Here is a 16,227-nt window from a genome sequence, read left to right as displayed (position 1 = left end):
ATAAAAGGAGATAAGTTATGGGTAAGAAGATTCTCGTCGTTCTAACCAGTGTTGAGAAGTATCCGAACTTGAAGTGTGCCACCGGTCTGTGGCTAGGCGAAGCCGTTCACTTTGTCAAGAAAGTCGAAGAGGCTGGTTACGAGGTGGATTATGTAAGTCCCCAAGGTGGTTATACGCCAATTGATCCTCATAGTCTTGTCATGGCAGACGATATTGACTGGACCTGGTACCACAACAAGGGGTTCATGAATCGTCTTGGCTCCACATTAAAGCCTAGTGAAATCAATCCTGACGACTATGTTGCCATCTACTTTACTGGGGGACATGGGGTAGTGTGGGACTTCCCTGATAACGCGGCACTTCAGGCCATTGGTCGCAAGATTTATGAAAAAGGAGGCTATGTGTCGTCTGTTTGCCATGGCGCTGCAGGTTTGCTGAACATCAAACTGTCCGATGGCACCCTGCTGGTGAAGGGGAAAAAGGTTACAGGTTTCTCAAACGAGGAGGAAAAACTTGTCGAGCTGGACAAGTATGTGCCTTATCTCACTGAAACCGAACTGGTTGCTCGGGGCGCCATCTATCAAAAGGCGGATGAGCCCTGGACTGCCTTTGCCGTTGAGGACCACAGACTCATCAGCGGTCAGAATCCAGCATCAGGCGGTGCTGTTGCTGAGCTCCTGTTGAAAGCAATTGAAGAACACACCTGACTAGCAAAGCACTCAACCAGATACAGAGTTCACTGTGTGGGTTCTGCAGCTGCGAGCATCGGTATCTTTGATCATGTTATTCCATTTCTAAATCAAACCTGACTTTGTCGGCTTCACCTTGCCGTATTATTTATACTGTCTGCGGTTCGCCTTCGTGTTATCCTTGATTTGGAAATGGAATTAGGAATGAGCCTGTAGGGCAATAAGCTCAGCGCATTGCCCCCGGATTGACTGAACAACAGATCGGCGTTATCTGTTTAATAACCGCTACCACCAACGAGAGAATACTATGCTGACCAGATTGAACGGCTGGTGTATTGCAACTTAGGAAGAAAAGTTGGATCATTTTGGTTTCAAAATCTGGAAAAATCTCGGATCGCCATATTTTCGTTTGCTGACTAGGTGATTTCTAGCAAAATGAATAATCTGAATCACCTTTATTTAAAAGGAAACCATGGTATGAGCAATTATGTAGATGGATTTGTGATTCCACTCCCGAAAGACAAGATTAACGATTACAAGCGTATGGCTGAGCAAGCGAGCCAGATCTGGAAAGAGCACGGTGCGCTCGATTATTGGGAATGCATCGGCGACGATCTGGAAGTCAAGGATATGATTTCTTTTATGAAGATAGCCAATGCAGGTCCTGATGATACTGTAGTGTTCGCGTGGATCGTGTTCGAATCCCGTGAACATCGTGACGCTGTAAACGCAAGGGTCATGGCTGATCCTCGTTTGAAGGAAATGTGTGACCCTGCCAATCAGCTATTTGATTACAAGAAAATGGCATACGGTGGTTTCAAGACGCTGGTGCATGCTTAAGCAGGGACACACCTATGCGGCGGACGTAATTCCATTTCTAAATCAAACCTGATTTTGTTGGCTTCTCCGCCGTATTATTTATACTGTCTGCGGTTCGCTCTTGTGTCATATTTGATTTGGAAATGGAATAAGGTAAGCTGGAGGAGCTCATCTAGCGAAGTCAGTCATCATTGACTAATCTTAAATTCAAGGAACTATCATGCCAAACACATGTATCGAGCCTTACCTGTTTTTCAGTGGACGTTGCGAAGAAGCTCTCGATTTCTACCGTACAGCACTCGGTGCTCAGGTAGAGATACTGTTGCGTCACAAAGACAGCCCTGAACCCTCACCGCCTGGCATGCTACCGCCAGGCGGTGAAAACAAAATTATGCACACAACTTTCCGTATCGGTACAACTACACTGATGGCTTCCGACGGATGCCAGGAAGGTGCGGGTTTCAGCGGCTTTTCCCTGTCGCTTAGCGTACCGACAGAAGCCGAAGCTGATCGCGCTTTTGCCGCACTTGCCGATGGTGGTCAGGTGCAGATGTCGTTGACCAAGACATTCTGGTCACCGTGCTTTGGCATGCTCACCGACCGCTTCGGTGTTGGCTGGATGATCACTGTCGCGACCAGACCGTCTCAATAAGGTAAAGGAATGACGGAAACATGGCTTGGTTTTTTATGCTTCTTGGGAGATACGGGAGATACAAATAGGAAATGGTGTGCTATTGTATTTAAAACATTCTTGTTTTTGAAGGTGGTAGCTGCTTCGTTTATGGGTTCTAAAATGGTCGGTGCAATCAACATGGCTTTTGTTAGATTTAGCCAAACATCCCTGACACCCTGTCTATTAGGGATGAAACGCTATTACTGCCGGAACAGCTGGTTCCGCATGGTGTGGTTACTGCCGATTTTGTTGCTCGCATCCTGTGCCATGGGGCCTGACTATGCTCGGCCTCGTATCGATATTGCTGACAATTTTCGTATGACTGAGACGGAAGGGCAGTCTCTTGCCAATCTTCCCTGGTGGGAGCTTCTTCATGATGAAGAACTCCGGCGGCTTATCAATCAGGCTTTGCTGGAGAATAAAGACCTTAAACAAGCTGTAGCAAGTGTTGAGGAGCTACAAGCACGTCTCAATACTGCGCGCATGGATTTTCTACCCAAAATGGACGTATCAGCTAATGCCCCAGCGGCTGGCAAGCTCGGTGGATTCGCTCCTCCCGGATTTCCGTCATCTTTTAATTATTTTGGCCAGACAATCCTGAATTGGGAAATGGATATCTGGGGCAGGATCCGTCGCTCCAATGAAGCTGCTCGTGCTGATCTCCTTGCGCGTGAGGAAAACCGCCGCGCCGTCGTTCTGACGTTAGTCAGTGGAGTGGCGCAATCCTACTTTGATCTTTTGCAATTTGATATGCAGCTGGATATTGCCAAGCACGCATTGTTTTCGTGGGAAGAATCGGTTGCCATTTCCCGGGCGCAGCTGCAAGAAGGGGTCATTTCCCGCCTTGATCTGGATCAGTTTGAGGCGGAGCGGGCAAATGCCGTTGCCCGAGTGGCTGAGCTTGAGCGATCAATGATCCAGAAGGAAAATGAGCTCAGTGTGTTGTTGGGAAGAAACCCGGTATCGATTGCACGCGGGCGCCCTCTGACAGAACAGCTGATACCACCTGAAGTACCCGCTGGCCTGCCTTCCGAGTTGTTGCAACGACGTCCTGATATTCTTCAGGCAGAACAAACTTTGGCGGCTGCCACTGCCAGGATTGGGGTAGCCAAAGCGGAACGATTTCCCAAAATTTCATTGACGGGCTTCCTGGGTGTGGCCAGCCCGTCATTGTCCAATTTATTGCTTTCTGATGCCAAATTTGGTGTGGGTGGAGTTGGGCTGGCAGGCCCACTACTGAACGCACAAAGCCTGGGTTTTGAGCAACGAGCTGCGGAAGCGCGTGCAAGGCAGGCGTTGGCGCAATACGAACAAACCATTCTGGTGGCGTTTAGGGAGGTGGAAGATGCGCTGGTAGCCATTCGTACTGCCAGCGATCAGCGCAAAGCACAACAAGAGCAAGTCGAAGCACTGCGCTCAGCTTTGCGTGTAGCGGATCTTCGCTACCAGGGAGGCATCACCAGCTATGTCGATGTGCTGCTTGCCAAGCGTACGCTGTTCGATGCCGAATTTGCGCTCATGGCAACGCATCGCCTTCATCTGGTATCGATCGTTCAACTCTATAAAGCCTTGGGTGGCGGATGGATGCCGTGATGATAAAAAGTTGTTGAGGAAGTAAAGCTGAACTTTGGCAGAAGCTGAATTCTCTAATAGATTTTTGATTATCATATCAGCTGTCTTTCAAAGACCCTTTCCTTGATAAGAATAACTAAAAACTAAGAGTCGAGTCTATGTACCAACCAATCAAAGGGCTAATCGTATTAATCGCTCGCACTGGGCGTGCCATGATGAGCATGAGTGTCGGATTATGCCTGGTTCTGCTTGCTGGCTGTGCCAAGGAACCATCCACCAATTTATCACCGCCTATTCCTCAAGTGGAAGTCATTACTGCGACTGCACGAACGATTGAAGATGAGCCGGAATTTATTGGACAGACTGAGGCCTTCCGCCCAGTGGAGATTCGATCGCAGGTAAGTGGTATTATCAAAAAAGTTTTTTTTACGGAAGGTCGGAATGTTAAAAAAGGAGATCAACTGTACCTGATTGATCCCGTGCCATTTAAAGCCATTTACCTCAGCAGCAAAGCAAAAGTAGCTGAGGCCCAGGCGCGACTGACTCTGGCTAAACAAGATTTGGCTCGTGTGAAACCGCTGCTTGAGAAGCAGGCTGTCAGTAAAAAGAATCTTGACGATGCCGAAGCCGAAGTGCTGGCAGCTAAAGCTGCTCTGGAAGCTGCACAAAGCGATCTGGTTAAAGCAAAATTTGATCTGGACAACACCCTGATCACTGCCCCGGTGAATGGCCGTATAGGTCGTAGCCATTTCTACGAAGGGCGGTTGATTTCTGCCCAGACTACCTTATTAGCTACTATCGATCAGCTGGATCCCATGTATGTCAATGTAAGCGTTCCTGAAAGCTATCTGCTGCGTCGTCGCCGCGAACTTGCCGAGCAAAAAATCGAGAGACCCGATATCTTTCAATTACGGGGGGTAATGACTTTTTCTGATGGGAGCGTGTACCCGGGGGAGGGAATGCTCGATTTTGCCGATATTGCTATACGACCTGAAACAGGTACGCTGCAAGGGCGATTTAAATTTCCCAATCCGGAAGGGAAAGAAGCGCCAGGACGCTCCTACTTTTATCCTGGTCAGTTTGTCAGAATTCGCCTCAAAGGTTATATTCGAACGAATGCTATTCTCGTCCCTCAGCGCGCTGTGCAGCAGGGAACGATCGGTTCATTTGTCTATGTGGTTGATAAAGAAGAGAAAGCAGAGCTCCGACCAGTCCTGGCCAGCGCCTGGCATGGCGATGAATGGTTGATCGATTCAGGTTTGCATGTCGGAGAACGCGTAGTGGTAAGCGGGTTTCATCGCATCCTGCCAGGAACGCAAGTAAATGCTGTTGAGATTCAGAAAGAAGGCGCTTCTTCCTTGATTCATTCCGAAGAACAAGTCATGCATAACGTACCATGAGCTCACACTTTTTCATTGATCGGCCCATTTTTGCATCGGTCCTGTCTATCATTATTGTCGTAATCGGTCTGGTTGCTTTACAGACTCTGCCGATTGCGCAATTTCCGCAAATTACCCCTCCCATGGTGCAGATCGATGCGGATTACCCTGGTGCTAGCGCGGAGGTAGTCGCAGAAGCGGTAGCACGGCCAATCGAAGTGCAGCTACCCGGTATCGACAATCTGCTTTATTACGAATCAACCAGCACGAATGATGGGCATATGACGTTGAAGCTCACATTCGAGATTGGAACGGATATCGATATCGCCCAAGTGCAAACGCAGAACCGGCAGCGCCTTGCCGATCCCCAACTTCCTGATGAAGTCATTCGCCAGGGTATCACCGTAAAAAAGACCTCACCTGATTTGTTAGCGGTCATTGCGTTGAGCTCGACTGATCCTAAGCACGACAATGTCTTTCTCTCGAACTATGCGTTGCTGCGGATTATAGACAATATCAAGCGGCTGCCGGGTGTGGGGGATGCCATTATCTTCGGCGGACAGAACTATTCCATGAGAATTATTCTCGACCCTGTCCGTATGGCGCAGCTCGATCTTACCCCAACTGAAATTGCAGCCGTTGTTCGCGATCAGAATCGTGATTTTCCGGCTGGCAGAATAGGTCGTGAGCCTTTGTCTAAGGCGACAGAGCTTACTATTCCGGTCATTACACGCGGTCGCATGAGCGAGGTCAAGGAATTCGAAGACATGATTGTGCGCGCCTACCCGGATGGTTCTATGGTGCGGTTGCGCGATGTCGCGCGTGTAGAGCTGGGAGCCCAGTCCTATGATCTTGTAGGAAGATGGAATAGTAAACCGAATACCTTTCTTTTAACCTTTCTTTCTCCAGGTGCGAATGCACTTGATACAGTGCAGCGGATACGTCAGGAAATGGACCGGCTGGCCAAAGGTTTTCCCGCAGGTGTATCGTATGATATTCCCTATGACACGACTACATTTATCGATGTTTCCATCAAAGAGGTGGTGAAGACCCTCGTTGAAGCAACGCTGCTGGTTATTCTGGTTGTTTTTATTTTTCTGCAAAACTGGCGAGCGACGATTATCCCAACCGTTGCGGTTCCGATCTCGCTTATTGGTACACTTGCCGGCATGGCGGCACTGGGGTTTTCAATTAATACGTTAACCCTTTTCGGCATGGTATTGGCGATTGGTATCGTGGTGGATGATGCAATCGTAGTGGTAGAGAATGTCGAACGCCATATGACCAAAGGCGGGCTGGCACCCCGCGAAGCGGCAAAAAAAGCCATGGAGGAGGTAACCGGCCCTGTGATTGCGATTGTGCTGGTATTGGCTGCCGTGTTTGTGCCGGTCGGCTTTTTGGGAGGGATTACCGGTGAATTATACAAACAGTTTGCAATTACCATTGCGCTCTCTGTGACCATTTCCGGCTTCGTGGCGCTGACTCTCAGTCCTGCCTTGTGTGCTCTGGTTCTTAAACCAGGTCATGGAGCTCCCAGTGGATTCTGGAAAATATTCAACCGGCTGTTTGATTGGGTGCAGGCACGCTATGTAGGCACTGTCGGAGCTATCATCAAGCGGTCAGTGATGTCCATGGCGATCTTTCTGGCGTTGCTCTTCGTTATCCTTGGTTTATTTAAGGTCACCCCGGGGAGCTTTCTGCCGGAAGAAGATCAGGGTTATTTTATTACTGTCATCCAGTTGCCGGACGGTGCTTCCCTGGCACGAACAACTGAAGTTCTGAATAAGGTAGAACATTATTTCCAGTCGATTCCTGCTGTTCATTCGACAGATACACTGGCTGGTCAGAATTTTGTTTTTGGTACACGTGGAACGAATCAGGCAACGATGTTCGTCCCGTTGCATCATTGGGATACGCGCAAAAATGCCGATGAGCAGGTGCCTGGTTTGATTGCAGGAGCTTTCCAGGAGTTTGCCAAAATCCCTGAAGCCTTGATTCTGGCTTTTAATGCGCCTTCGATCAGTGGATTGGGCACCACAGGAGGTTTCACGGTTCAATTACAGGACCCCAGCGGGGGTGATTTTGCCGAATTTGCAGCAGCTGCTCAGGAATTTGTCACCAAGGCCATGGCACATCCAGCGATCGCGGTAGCCGGCACCAATTTCCGTGTGAGCTCGCCCCGGATCTATGCCCAGGTAGACCGGGAGCGGGCTAAAGCATTGGGTGTGCCTATTTCTGAAGTATTCGATACCATGCAGGCTTATTTTGGCAATCTGTATATCAACGACTTTGTGAAATTTGGCCGCATTTACCGTGTACAAACCGAAGCCTTACCCGAATATCGCTCCAACCCGGACGATATTAGCAAAATCTATGTGCGCGCTCGTAGTGATAATACGCAATCCATGATTCCGCTTGACTCCGTTGTGACCACTGAGTTCAGCAGCGGGCCAGACCCGGTTACTCATTTTAACGGCTTCAATTCAGCACTCGTTCTGGGAAGCGCCGCACCCGGTTATAGCTCAGGACAAGCGCTGGACGCGCTGGAGCAAATAGCGCATGAAATCCTGGCACCGAAAGGCTACACGATCGATTGGAGCGGCATCTCCTTCCAGGAACGTAAGGTCGGCGGGCAATCTGTGCTGGTATTTTTCTTCGCGTTGCTCATGGTTTTCCTGGTGCTGGCCGCCTTATATGAAAGTTGGTCTATCCCGTTCGCTGTTATTCTGGCGATACCTTTTGGCATGCTGGGAGCGCTGCTGGCTATCTGGACGCGCGGTTTGAGCAATGATATTTATTTCCAGATCGGGCTAATTACCTTGATTGGGCTGGCCGCTAAAAATGCGATTCTGATCGTCGAGTTTGCCAATGAACGTTATGCAGCGGGTCAATCTTTAACCGAAGCTGCGCTTGAAGCGGCACGCCTTCGATTCCGGCCTATTGTCATGACATCCATGGCCTTTATTCTCGGTGTATTTCCACTGGTGATCGCCTCTGGCGCTGGTGCAGCAAGTCGAAATTCCATCGGAACGGGCGTGTTCGGCGGAATGTTGGCCGCTACTTTTTTAGCCATCTTTTTTGTGCCGCTCTTTTTTGTACTGGTTAGTAAGATGACTCACCGTGCTAAGCATCCTATGCCTGAAGCCAGCCAAGTTAAAACTAATCATGCTGAAACAAGAGGTTCCTCTACTTCAGAAGAAAAATCAGAGTAACTATTGGTGATTCAGCAGTGAGTTTGACTATGCATCTTGTTCCTTCAAGATGGACGATTTCAAATTAGCTGCCATGATGATCTCTGCGTCTGAAGCACTCTGCTTAACCAGCTTATTTCACCAGGCCAGCCTGGTGAAATAGACAGGTTAACCAGTAGACTTACTTGGTTTTGCTGTTGGCGAGAACATATTCCGCCAAACGATCCGCAGGTTCGCCCGTAATGTTAGGGAAGGCAGTCATGCCCATACTACCTCCCTGTACTTTCTTGATGATAGCGTCTTTATTCGCCATTGCAGCGCTCAACATCAGCACGCTTCCATCGGTATTGGGTTTATGGCATTTAGTACAGTTCAGGCTGAATATCTCCTCACCAGTGGCAGTTGCTGCAGGGGTGTAATTATCCGTTTTGCCACAGCCAATCAAACCTGCCAATCCCACAGTTGCTAATAATACGGTTACTTTTTTCATCGTTATGCTCCGGTTTATTTTTTCAAGATTACCAACTTGATAGTTACGCTGCAATCTAGCGAGGACGAACATTACCTCTTGCTGATCCCAGTGGTCAAGGATATTGTTAATTTCTAATCAGTATTTCTAGTATTTCTGGATGGGAATATGGCAAGTTTGACTGACGGTAGATCGATGATGTTTTGCAGTTAACATGAATAAATAGGTAATTCCCCGACTATATTTAGGAATTATCTATTTATTTATAGATCAAATTTATAGATCGAATTGTTTTTATCATTCAACCTAGATTCCTCAGTTGGGCGGGATGGAGTGTGTGGTTTTGCGAGTCCAGGGCAAGGCGCAACGATGCGGAATGGTCGCTCCATTCCAAGGAGTTGCAACGCAGCCATGTGCTTGCAAAATCGCGCAATCCGTCCCGAAGCGGAAACACCCAGAAGGTGAGAATGAAATTTATAGGAATGGTTATTATATTCATAATGTTAACATCAAAATGAGCGATCAACCGAGGAATCTAGGTTCAATGCGCGAGTATTTCTTTTCATTCCTGCGCGAAGGAGGGTCCTATGTCATTTCACCTATACCGTATCAATGAGCTTTATTCGAACGCTGATGGCACTGTCCAGTTTATAGAATTGGCAGTGGGCAACGTTAATGGGGAATCATTCTTGATGAATCATGCTATTTCGGTTAAGCAGGGTGATACAACTAACGCTTTCACATTTCCCAATAATCTTCCCAGTATAAATACTGCCAACACGACAGTGCTCATCGCAACCCAGGGTTTTGCTGATCTTGGCATCGTAACGCCGGATTACATTGTTCCTAACGGATTTTTGTTTACCAATGGTAGCGCGACTGTCAATTATGCAAATGTCGATGAGATAACTTATGGTTCGTTACCGCTTGATGGCACGCACTCTATTGACCGCAATGGTGCAACCGGGACTAGCTCACCCAAAAATTTTGCTGGAGAAACTGTTCAAGACAATTTAATTGTCGGCACCGAAGGCGTCGATAATCTTACTGGCACCCCTGCTAACGATATTTTGAAAGGGCTTGGAGGTAATGATATTTTGAATGGGCTTGCAGGTGATGATTTGCTGGATGGTGGCGCTGGGGCAGATACCGTGGTTTATAACAGCAATCGCGCGGATAATACTGTCACTCCAACGGCATCAGGTTTTACTGTGAGCGGGCCGGAAGGCAATGACACACTGGTTGATATCGAGCGGTTCGATTTCCTGGATAAAAATCTGGCGATTGATCTTGGCCAGGGTCAAGCTGCTGGCAATACCGTGCGCCTCATCGGAGCGGCCTTTGACGCACAGAATATTACCCCCGAATTCGTGGCTATCGGCTTACAGTTATTTGATAGTGGTCGCTCGATATTGGAAGTCAGCCAGCTGGTCATCAATTCTCCGCTATTCATGTCACTGGCAGGCTCATCCAGCAATGTTGATTTTGTCAACCTTGTTTACCAGAACGTAGTAGGTGTACCGCCCTCGGCAGAGCAGCGAGATTTCTTTGTTGGCTTATTGCAAGGCAGTGGGGGTACCATGACTCAGGCTGAGGTGTTGGTGTTAGCAGCAAATTCCGTTGCGAATGAGACCAATATCAATCTCGTTGGTTTGAGCCAAACCGGAGTTGAGTTCGCTGGCTGAAGTTTCTGATTTGGGTTATTGATGGCGTGGTTCAAAAATAATTTTTACTCTTTCAAATGGACTACAAATTATTACTCACTGTTTTTGCTGCTGTGTTTATCGCTGAGTTAGGAGATAAAACTCAATTAGCCACCATGCTGTTTGCGGCAGACAAGGAAGTAAGCAAACTGACCGTATTTCTCGGCGCTTCGTTGGCACTGATATTGACTTCGGCCATAGGTGTGTTGCTGGGTGGTGTGATTGCCCAATATATCAGTGCAAAACATCTGCATTATCTTGCAGGAGTAGGATTTATCGGGATTGGTATATGGACGTTGTTGAAAGCTTAACTCTAAAAGTATTTTAGAGTTAAAAATATCCATTTGCTTAATCTTTTATGATGACTCGATCAGCGAGATTCTGGTTAGCTGCGTGTTTGGCTGGCGTAGCTGCAGCAATATTCTCGACTGTTGCGCAGATCTTGCTATGGTGGTTTTTCTGGGATGCACTGCCTTCGATTTTATATCGTGATGTACGTTTTGCTGCAGCGATCATCATGGGGGAGGGGGTGTTACCTCCGCCAATGACAATGGATTGGCAAATTATGCTCATTGCGACAGGGATTCATTTTGCCCTTTCAATTATCTATGCGCTTATACTTTCCTGGTTGATTCGTCCTCTTGCCATGAAAGCTGCGCTGATCGCAGGTGGTTTATTTGGCATGGGATTATTTGTCGTCAATATGTATGGTTTTGTCAGTATTTATCCGTGGTTTGTCGAAACGCGGGATTGGATTACGTTGGTTGCGCACATAGTGTTTGGTATTTCTGCTGCAGCTATGTACAAGGTTTTAGCCAGGTGAACGGTAGCATATGAATTTCATTGATCGGGGTTCAGTAATGGATGGGATAGCAAACGCTGGGTCATAAAATCGAGCAGGATTTTGACCGCTGCGGATTGATGTTTACGAGTGGGATAAACCAGAAATAATTGATCGGTTTCAACAACATACTGCTCAAGGATATTTAACAATTGACCGGCCAGTACTTCAGCATGACACATAAATGGTGGCATTAAGGCAATTCCCGCGCCTGCTACTGCAGCATCTTTCATTACGCTGTAATGATCTACGCTCAACTTGCCGTGAAGTTGAGTCTCAGTGCGGTTATTCGGTGCTTTTTTATGAGAGAGGCAGCTGGCTTGAATAGTTTGCTGATGGGTATGGCGGAACAGAATGCTTTCATGTTTTGTCAGTGCCTGCAATGTATCTGGACGACCATACTTGCCTAGATAGTAAGGACTCGCGTAAAACCTGAGCGGCAGTTCACTCAGTTTTTTGGCGACCAGGCTCGAATCCTGTAATGTACTCGCACCCATGCGCAGTGCCAGATCAAATCCTTCCTCGATTAAATTTACCAGGCGTGAGGAAAGATCTACTTGCACATACACCTGCGGATAAAGCTGCATGAAATCTGCAATCAAACTGCCCATAAAAAACATGCCAAATTCTATCGGCATGGTAATTTTTAAGTGACCTTCTGGTTGCTCATGCATATTTTTGATGCGGCACAATACATCCCCGATCTGTTCCAATGAGGCATTAGCCTGCTCATAGAGCAGCACACCCGCTTCCGTCAGGCGTAAACTGCGTGTGGTGCGCTGGATCAGACGAACAGCCAGATCATCTTCCAGGCGCTGGATTGCTCGACTGACTGACGCTTTCGGCTGGTTCAACTTGCGTGCAGCTGCGCTGAAACCGCCTGTGCGGATGACTTCTTCAAATATGACTAAGTCGTTGAGATTGATGAGGGTAGGTAGCATAATTGTTCCATTATTGATAACAGTTTTTCCCATTATAATTTACTTATCTGTTATCAGGAACAATAGTAAAGTATCAGCTTGATCATTTACTTTTGGAGAAGCAAGCATGTTTCAAATAATTCACAATACCGTTACTCGTTTCTTGACCCAAGCCACTGTAGCCAATGTATTATTTCTAATATCGCGTGTATTGATAGCGTATATTTTTGTCATGGCCGGCGTTAACAAGCTGGGCGTGGGCTATGAGGGCACAGCCCAGTATATGGCCAGCATGGGGGTATCTTCCTTTTTATTACCCTTAACTATCGCACTTGAAGTGGGAGGCGGTGTGGCATTGATACTCGGCTGGCAAACACGCGCTATAGCCCTCTTGTTGGCTGGATTTTCGGTTGTCACAGGCATTATTTTTCATGGTGGCTCAGCCGATCAGATCCAGCAAATCATGCTGATGAAAAATATCAGTATGGCAGGAGGCCTGCTGGTGCTTGCGCTGACCGGCGCGGGACGCTTGTCGTTAGACCGCAAACTGTATGGTGATGGCGTCTAATTTTTTACAGAAAAAGGAGATCATCATGTTAGAACTTAGACCTGCAAACGCACGTGGTATTGCCGATCTGGGGTGGTTATATTCGCAGCATACGTTTTCGTTTGGTAATTATCAGGATCCTGATCAAATGGGCTTTTCCGATTTGCTGGTAATCAATGAGGACCGCGTGCAGCCTGCACGTGGTTTTGCCCCTCACTCCCATGAGGATATGGAGATTTTTTCCTACGTGCTGGAGGGTGCGCTGGAGCATCGTGATTCGATGGGAACCACCTCAGTCATTCGTCCAGGAGATGTGCAAATAATGAGCGCTGGGACTGGTATCACCCATAGTGAACATAATGCTTCAGCGTATGAACCAGTCCACTTTCTGCAAATCTGGATTGTGCCTGCTCAGCTGGGGGTGAAGCCGCGCTATCAGCAACACCATTTTGACGCAGCTAAAAAACGGGGATGTTTGCATTTGATCATTTCACCACATGGTGAACATAAATCGCTTTCGATCCACCAGGATATACGGGTATTTGCGGGGCTATTTGATGGTGATGAACAATTCACCTGGCATCTGCCGGAAAACCGCTATGCCTATGTGCATGTCGCCCGTGGTTTACTTGAGCTGAACAACCACCCTATGGTCGCAGGTGATGGGATGCGGGTACGAGACGAACGTGAACTTCATTTTAATCATGGTCAGGCTGCTGAGGTATTGGTATTCGATTTAAGCTCCAGAGAGCTGCCTTACGAGAAATAATAGCAACAATGGTTTAATCTGGATTCCTCAGATTATTCCATTTCTAAATCAAACATGACACAAGAGCGAGCCGCAGACAGTATAAATAATACGGCGGAGAAGCTGACAAAATCAGATCTGATTTAGAAATGGAATCAGGTCATGGTTGAAGCGGATGAAGTTATTATGGAGAGTGGCAAAACTCTCCCTCAACAGAACTCGCTGGATGAGGATTTCCGCAACGACTCGCCTGTGTTCATTCCAAACTAAGCTTTTCGACACCATCACCAATGGTGGGCTCATCGGGCCATCAGCTTTCCAAGGTTCTTCGGTTGTGCTTATGGCCTATTCCTGTTGTGGGCTGCAACGTAATTGATGCAGCAACTTACCAGCTAAATAGAATTCGATTCACTGTAACAATCAGTCACGACATCCATCATCATTATGATCTGCTATGCTAGCGGCATTGCGAGCAAGTATCATTACTCGATTTTTTTATATTGATCATTATCGCTAATCTTTGCTGCCATGGCACAGGATTTTGACCGAGCTGCCGACAGTATAAATAATACAATAAGGAAAAAGGAAAAGCCGACAAGGCCAGATTTGATTTAGAAAATGGAATTAGGCATAACAGAACATGAACTAAAGGATCATTGATGAAAGTATCAACCAATTTGTACCTGGGAGGAATTGCGGCGATTTACGTGTTGTGGCTATGTTGTTGGCTAGTAGTGGGAGATCAGGCTTTTGGGGTGAACTTTAACAAATGGGATCAGGGTCTGGTGACCGTAGCTGCGGTGCTTGCAGCCTTCATTGCTGCATTGAAGGTGGTCAGGCCTTATTCTGTATTTATGACCATCCAGGGCGTTGGCCTGATCCTGCTGACGATCTCCTGGCTGAGTCATGACTCGGATGGAATTCATAATTTTTTGTATTTTATGCAACCTGGCCTTCCCAATTATTCGAATATCTGTTATAGCGGATTTGTCTTTAGTTGGGTATGCGCTTGGGGTTATCTGGCGATAGAGCTGTGGCATCGTTATCCCCCGACAGCGTTGACCAAGGCAGTTTTTTCTCTCTTGTTTTTTGGCTTGGCATTGATTCTAGCGAGCTTTTATTACTCTCAATATAACTCGAGTCTCAACACCATAGCAGGGCGGCTCGATGCAGTGACTGCTGGTCTGGAATTTCTAGTGTTGCTGATTGGTCTGGGGTGTATTTTATTGAAGGCACCGTTTGTTATTAACTGGATGCTGTTGGCAACAGCTTTGTTGATAGCGAGTGATATGGTTTACAGCGAACAAGATGTGCCGGCAGGTATTGAAGCTGTCTGGATGTTCGGTCAATTTTTATTATTGTCTTCCTATTTGCTGTTATCCGAGATCAGGAAAGAAAATCTTGAAAAAACCCATGATGTGCATTACTACGAAAACAAGATCAAGCGCTCAAGGTCTGATCTATCAGGGGTTCTCATCCTGCTCTCCTTGGGGGGATTATTGATGATGGTAGTGCTGGGTCTGATTCATATTCACGTTGTATGGAAAGCTTTTTTTGCGGTTCTGTTTATCGTTGCCCTAGTGGTCAGCGTGGTCTGGTTAACAGATCATTTTGACGATGGTGTGCAGTATCTTAAAAAATATACTAAACGCTTGCATCAGAACCGGCTGGAGCATGCAGACTGGCGGGCTGAAGATGGACGAATCCACACTACGCTGCTGTCTACTGGATTGGGTGAATATCTTGATTCACTCAGTCAGTCGGTGCGTCAGCTTAAACAGGATGTCATTTTTCTTGGGCCGGAAAGGCTTTATCCCGAAGTTGTAAGGAGCGCTGGGCTAGGCCAGATAAGCTGTTTTATTGTCATGCCATTTAGTCTTGAATGGTCTGATGACGTGCACCGTATCCTGTCCGGTGTCTGTAAATCATTAGCTGTTCAGCCGATGCGCGGGGACGATGTGTTTAAGCCCAGCGATATTCTGGTTGATATCTGGCAAAGTATTAACATCGCAGATTTCGTCATCGCCGATATTTCGGGAAGAAATCCCAATGTGCTTTATGAACTCGGTATCGCCCATACCCTCGCCAAACCAGTGCTGATCATTTCAAAAAATACTGATGATATACCGATCGATCTCAGCACCCGCCGGGTTATTATTTATGGTCAGAATGGAACGCGCTGGCAAGACGATCTTGAAACCAAAGTGACTCTGGCAATCCAGGAAATCATGCATGCTTATTCGCTGAATATCTCAGCGAAGTAAATTTGATTACCTGCATCGTAATGTTTCCTCCATTCATTCTTATACTTTCGCTAAATTTTCAGCTTTCGTTTCATCGGTTTGGACATTCTTGTCATAAATCGCTACGCTCATCCGATCGATATGCGCAGCCAGATCAGCATTAGTGAGCTGGTTATATTGTGATAGATCTACGGTATAGGGCAGATGTAATTCCATTTCCAAATCAAACCTGACTTTGTCGGATCTCCTCGCCATATTATTGATACTGTCTGCGGTTCACTCTTGCGTCATGTTTAATTTGGAAATGGAATTACTACCCCATTTTGTGTTCTTAATTAACGTGAGTTCGACATAAGAATCACAACCCTACAAGTGGAAGAGCTTGAGTGAATCTGATATTAAGTGAAGGTTTCTTCTCGCGGAACGTGTAAGC

15 protein-coding genes are annotated in these 16,227 nt (G+C 47.0%); 12 read left to right on the top strand and 3 right to left on the bottom strand.

The window, feature by feature from the left end:
* The first annotated feature begins 17 nt into the window (after nucleotides 1-17).
* From BLV54_RS01850 to BLV54_RS01825, 6 genes are all read left to right on the top strand, one after another.
* On the top strand, nucleotides 18-707 hold the full coding sequence (locus BLV54_RS01850) for a type 1 glutamine amidotransferase domain-containing protein (protein WP_090566934.1): 690 nt from the start codon (nucleotides 18-20) through the stop codon (nucleotides 705-707).
* A gap of 459 nt (nucleotides 708-1,166) precedes the next feature.
* On the top strand, nucleotides 1,167-1,529 hold the full coding sequence (locus tag BLV54_RS01845; RefSeq protein ID WP_090566931.1) for a DUF1428 domain-containing protein: 363 nt from the start codon (nucleotides 1,167-1,169) through the stop codon (nucleotides 1,527-1,529).
* Between the two features lie 199 nt (nucleotides 1,530-1,728).
* Nucleotides 1,729-2,160 (top strand): VOC family protein, encoded by a 432-nt coding sequence (locus tag BLV54_RS01840; protein ID WP_090566929.1) that lies wholly within the window; start codon nucleotides 1,729-1,731, stop codon nucleotides 2,158-2,160.
* Nucleotides 2,161-2,169: 9 nt separating this feature from the next.
* Complete coding sequence (locus tag BLV54_RS01835) at nucleotides 2,170-3,774, top strand: efflux transporter outer membrane subunit (RefSeq protein WP_256329036.1); 1,605 nt, start codon at nucleotides 2,170-2,172, stop codon at nucleotides 3,772-3,774.
* Between the two features lie 137 nt (nucleotides 3,775-3,911).
* A complete protein-coding gene (locus BLV54_RS01830; RefSeq protein WP_090566926.1) occupies nucleotides 3,912-5,153 on the top strand; it encodes an efflux RND transporter periplasmic adaptor subunit in 1,242 nt (413 codons plus the stop codon).
* Nucleotides 5,150-8,344 carry a multidrug efflux RND transporter permease subunit gene (locus tag BLV54_RS01825; protein ID WP_090566923.1) on the top strand — a complete coding sequence of 1,065 codons (3,195 nt, stop codon included), beginning with the start codon at nucleotides 5,150-5,152 and terminating at the stop codon, nucleotides 8,342-8,344. The genes BLV54_RS01830 and BLV54_RS01825 overlap by 4 nt, the downstream gene beginning before the upstream one ends.
* A 160-nt stretch (nucleotides 8,345-8,504) precedes the next feature.
* Here the strand turns inward: BLV54_RS01825 and BLV54_RS01820 are convergent, their stop codons facing one another.
* The gene (locus BLV54_RS01820; protein WP_090567123.1) at nucleotides 8,505-8,813 is read right to left on the bottom strand and encodes a c-type cytochrome; all 309 of its coding nucleotides are present in this window, start codon (nucleotides 8,811-8,813) and stop codon (nucleotides 8,505-8,507) included.
* A 566-nt stretch (nucleotides 8,814-9,379) separates the two neighbouring features.
* On the opposite strand from BLV54_RS01820, the gene BLV54_RS17085 reads away from it, so the two are divergent.
* The 3 genes from BLV54_RS17085 to BLV54_RS01805 are packed head-to-tail and all read left to right on the top strand — an operon-like array spanning nucleotide 9,380 to nucleotide 11,318.
* Entirely contained in the window at nucleotides 9,380-10,477 is a 1,098-nt protein-coding gene (locus BLV54_RS17085) for a DUF4214 domain-containing protein (protein WP_090566920.1), read from the top strand.
* Between the two features lie 56 nt (nucleotides 10,478-10,533).
* A complete protein-coding gene (locus BLV54_RS01810; protein ID WP_090566916.1) occupies nucleotides 10,534-10,806 on the top strand; it encodes a TMEM165/GDT1 family protein in 273 nt (90 codons plus the stop codon).
* Nucleotides 10,807-10,853: 47 nt separating this feature from the next.
* A complete protein-coding gene (locus BLV54_RS01805) occupies nucleotides 10,854-11,318 on the top strand; it encodes a sodium:proline symporter (RefSeq protein WP_090566913.1) in 465 nt (154 codons plus the stop codon).
* 17 nt (nucleotides 11,319-11,335) lie between these two features.
* Here BLV54_RS01805 and BLV54_RS01800 read toward each other — a convergent pair whose 3' ends face one another.
* A complete protein-coding gene (locus tag BLV54_RS01800) occupies nucleotides 11,336-12,310 on the bottom strand; it encodes a LysR family transcriptional regulator (RefSeq protein WP_090566910.1) in 975 nt (324 codons plus the stop codon).
* A gap of 73 nt (nucleotides 12,311-12,383) precedes the next feature.
* On the opposite strand from BLV54_RS01800, the gene BLV54_RS01795 reads away from it, so the two are divergent.
* The 3 genes from BLV54_RS01795 (at nucleotide 12,384) to BLV54_RS01785 (ending at nucleotide 15,815) form a co-directional block, all read left to right on the top strand.
* Nucleotides 12,384-12,824 carry a DoxX family protein gene (locus tag BLV54_RS01795; protein WP_090566908.1) on the top strand — a complete coding sequence of 147 codons (441 nt, stop codon included), beginning with the start codon at nucleotides 12,384-12,386 and terminating at the stop codon, nucleotides 12,822-12,824.
* 25 nt (nucleotides 12,825-12,849) lie between these two features.
* Nucleotides 12,850-13,572 carry a pirin family protein gene (locus BLV54_RS01790; RefSeq protein ID WP_090566904.1) on the top strand — a complete coding sequence of 241 codons (723 nt, stop codon included), beginning with the start codon at nucleotides 12,850-12,852 and terminating at the stop codon, nucleotides 13,570-13,572.
* A 638-nt stretch (nucleotides 13,573-14,210) separates the two neighbouring features.
* Nucleotides 14,211-15,815: a hypothetical protein gene (locus BLV54_RS01785; RefSeq protein WP_090566901.1), complete on the top strand. Its 1,605-nt coding sequence runs from the start codon at nucleotides 14,211-14,213 to the stop codon at nucleotides 15,813-15,815.
* Nucleotides 15,816-15,854: 39 nt separating this feature from the next.
* Here the strand turns inward: BLV54_RS01785 and BLV54_RS15360 are convergent, their stop codons facing one another.
* Entirely contained in the window at nucleotides 15,855-16,049 is a 195-nt protein-coding gene (locus BLV54_RS15360) for a hypothetical protein (protein WP_143032388.1), read from the bottom strand.
* Between the last annotated feature and the right edge of the window lie 178 nt (nucleotides 16,050-16,227).

The organism is Nitrosomonas sp. Nm33 (genome assembly GCF_900107265.1).
Lineage (GTDB): Bacteria > Pseudomonadota > Gammaproteobacteria > Burkholderiales > Nitrosomonadaceae > Nitrosomonas.
The sequence above is the reverse complement of the archived record's forward strand: the minus strand, read 5'-3'. Positions and strand labels throughout refer to the sequence as shown.

Excerpts from the sequence above, each read along its gene's own strand:
- BLV54_RS01825 (WP_090566923.1), top strand. The coding sequence starts at position 5,150 with ATGAGCTCACACTTTTTCATTGATCGGCCCATTTTTGCATCGGTCCTG.
- BLV54_RS01845 (WP_090566931.1), top strand. The coding sequence starts at position 1,167 with ATGAGCAATTATGTAGATGGATTTGTGATTCCACTCCCGAAAGACAAG.
- BLV54_RS15360 (WP_143032388.1), bottom strand. The coding sequence starts at position 16,049 with ATGGCGAGGAGATCCGACAAAGTCAGGTTTGATTTGGAAATGGAATTA.
- BLV54_RS01830 (WP_090566926.1), top strand. The coding sequence starts at position 3,912 with ATGTACCAACCAATCAAAGGGCTAATCGTATTAATCGCTCGCACTGGG.
- BLV54_RS01800 (WP_090566910.1), bottom strand. The coding sequence starts at position 12,310 with ATGGGAAAAACTGTTATCAATAATGGAACAATTATGCTACCTACCCTC.
- BLV54_RS01835 (WP_256329036.1), top strand. The coding sequence starts at position 2,170 with ATGACGGAAACATGGCTTGGTTTTTTATGCTTCTTGGGAGATACGGGA.
- BLV54_RS01820 (WP_090567123.1), bottom strand. The coding sequence starts at position 8,813 with ATGAAAAAAGTAACCGTATTATTAGCAACTGTGGGATTGGCAGGTTTG.
- BLV54_RS01790 (WP_090566904.1), top strand. The coding sequence starts at position 12,850 with ATGTTAGAACTTAGACCTGCAAACGCACGTGGTATTGCCGATCTGGGG.
- BLV54_RS01850 (WP_090566934.1), top strand. The coding sequence starts at position 18 with ATGGGTAAGAAGATTCTCGTCGTTCTAACCAGTGTTGAGAAGTATCCG.
- BLV54_RS01810 (WP_090566916.1), top strand. The coding sequence starts at position 10,534 with ATGGACTACAAATTATTACTCACTGTTTTTGCTGCTGTGTTTATCGCT.
- BLV54_RS17085 (WP_090566920.1), top strand. The coding sequence starts at position 9,380 with ATGTCATTTCACCTATACCGTATCAATGAGCTTTATTCGAACGCTGAT.
- BLV54_RS01785 (WP_090566901.1), top strand. The coding sequence starts at position 14,211 with ATGAAAGTATCAACCAATTTGTACCTGGGAGGAATTGCGGCGATTTAC.
- BLV54_RS01795 (WP_090566908.1), top strand. The coding sequence starts at position 12,384 with ATGTTTCAAATAATTCACAATACCGTTACTCGTTTCTTGACCCAAGCC.
- BLV54_RS01805 (WP_090566913.1), top strand. The coding sequence starts at position 10,854 with ATGATGACTCGATCAGCGAGATTCTGGTTAGCTGCGTGTTTGGCTGGC.
- BLV54_RS01840 (WP_090566929.1), top strand. The coding sequence starts at position 1,729 with ATGCCAAACACATGTATCGAGCCTTACCTGTTTTTCAGTGGACGTTGC.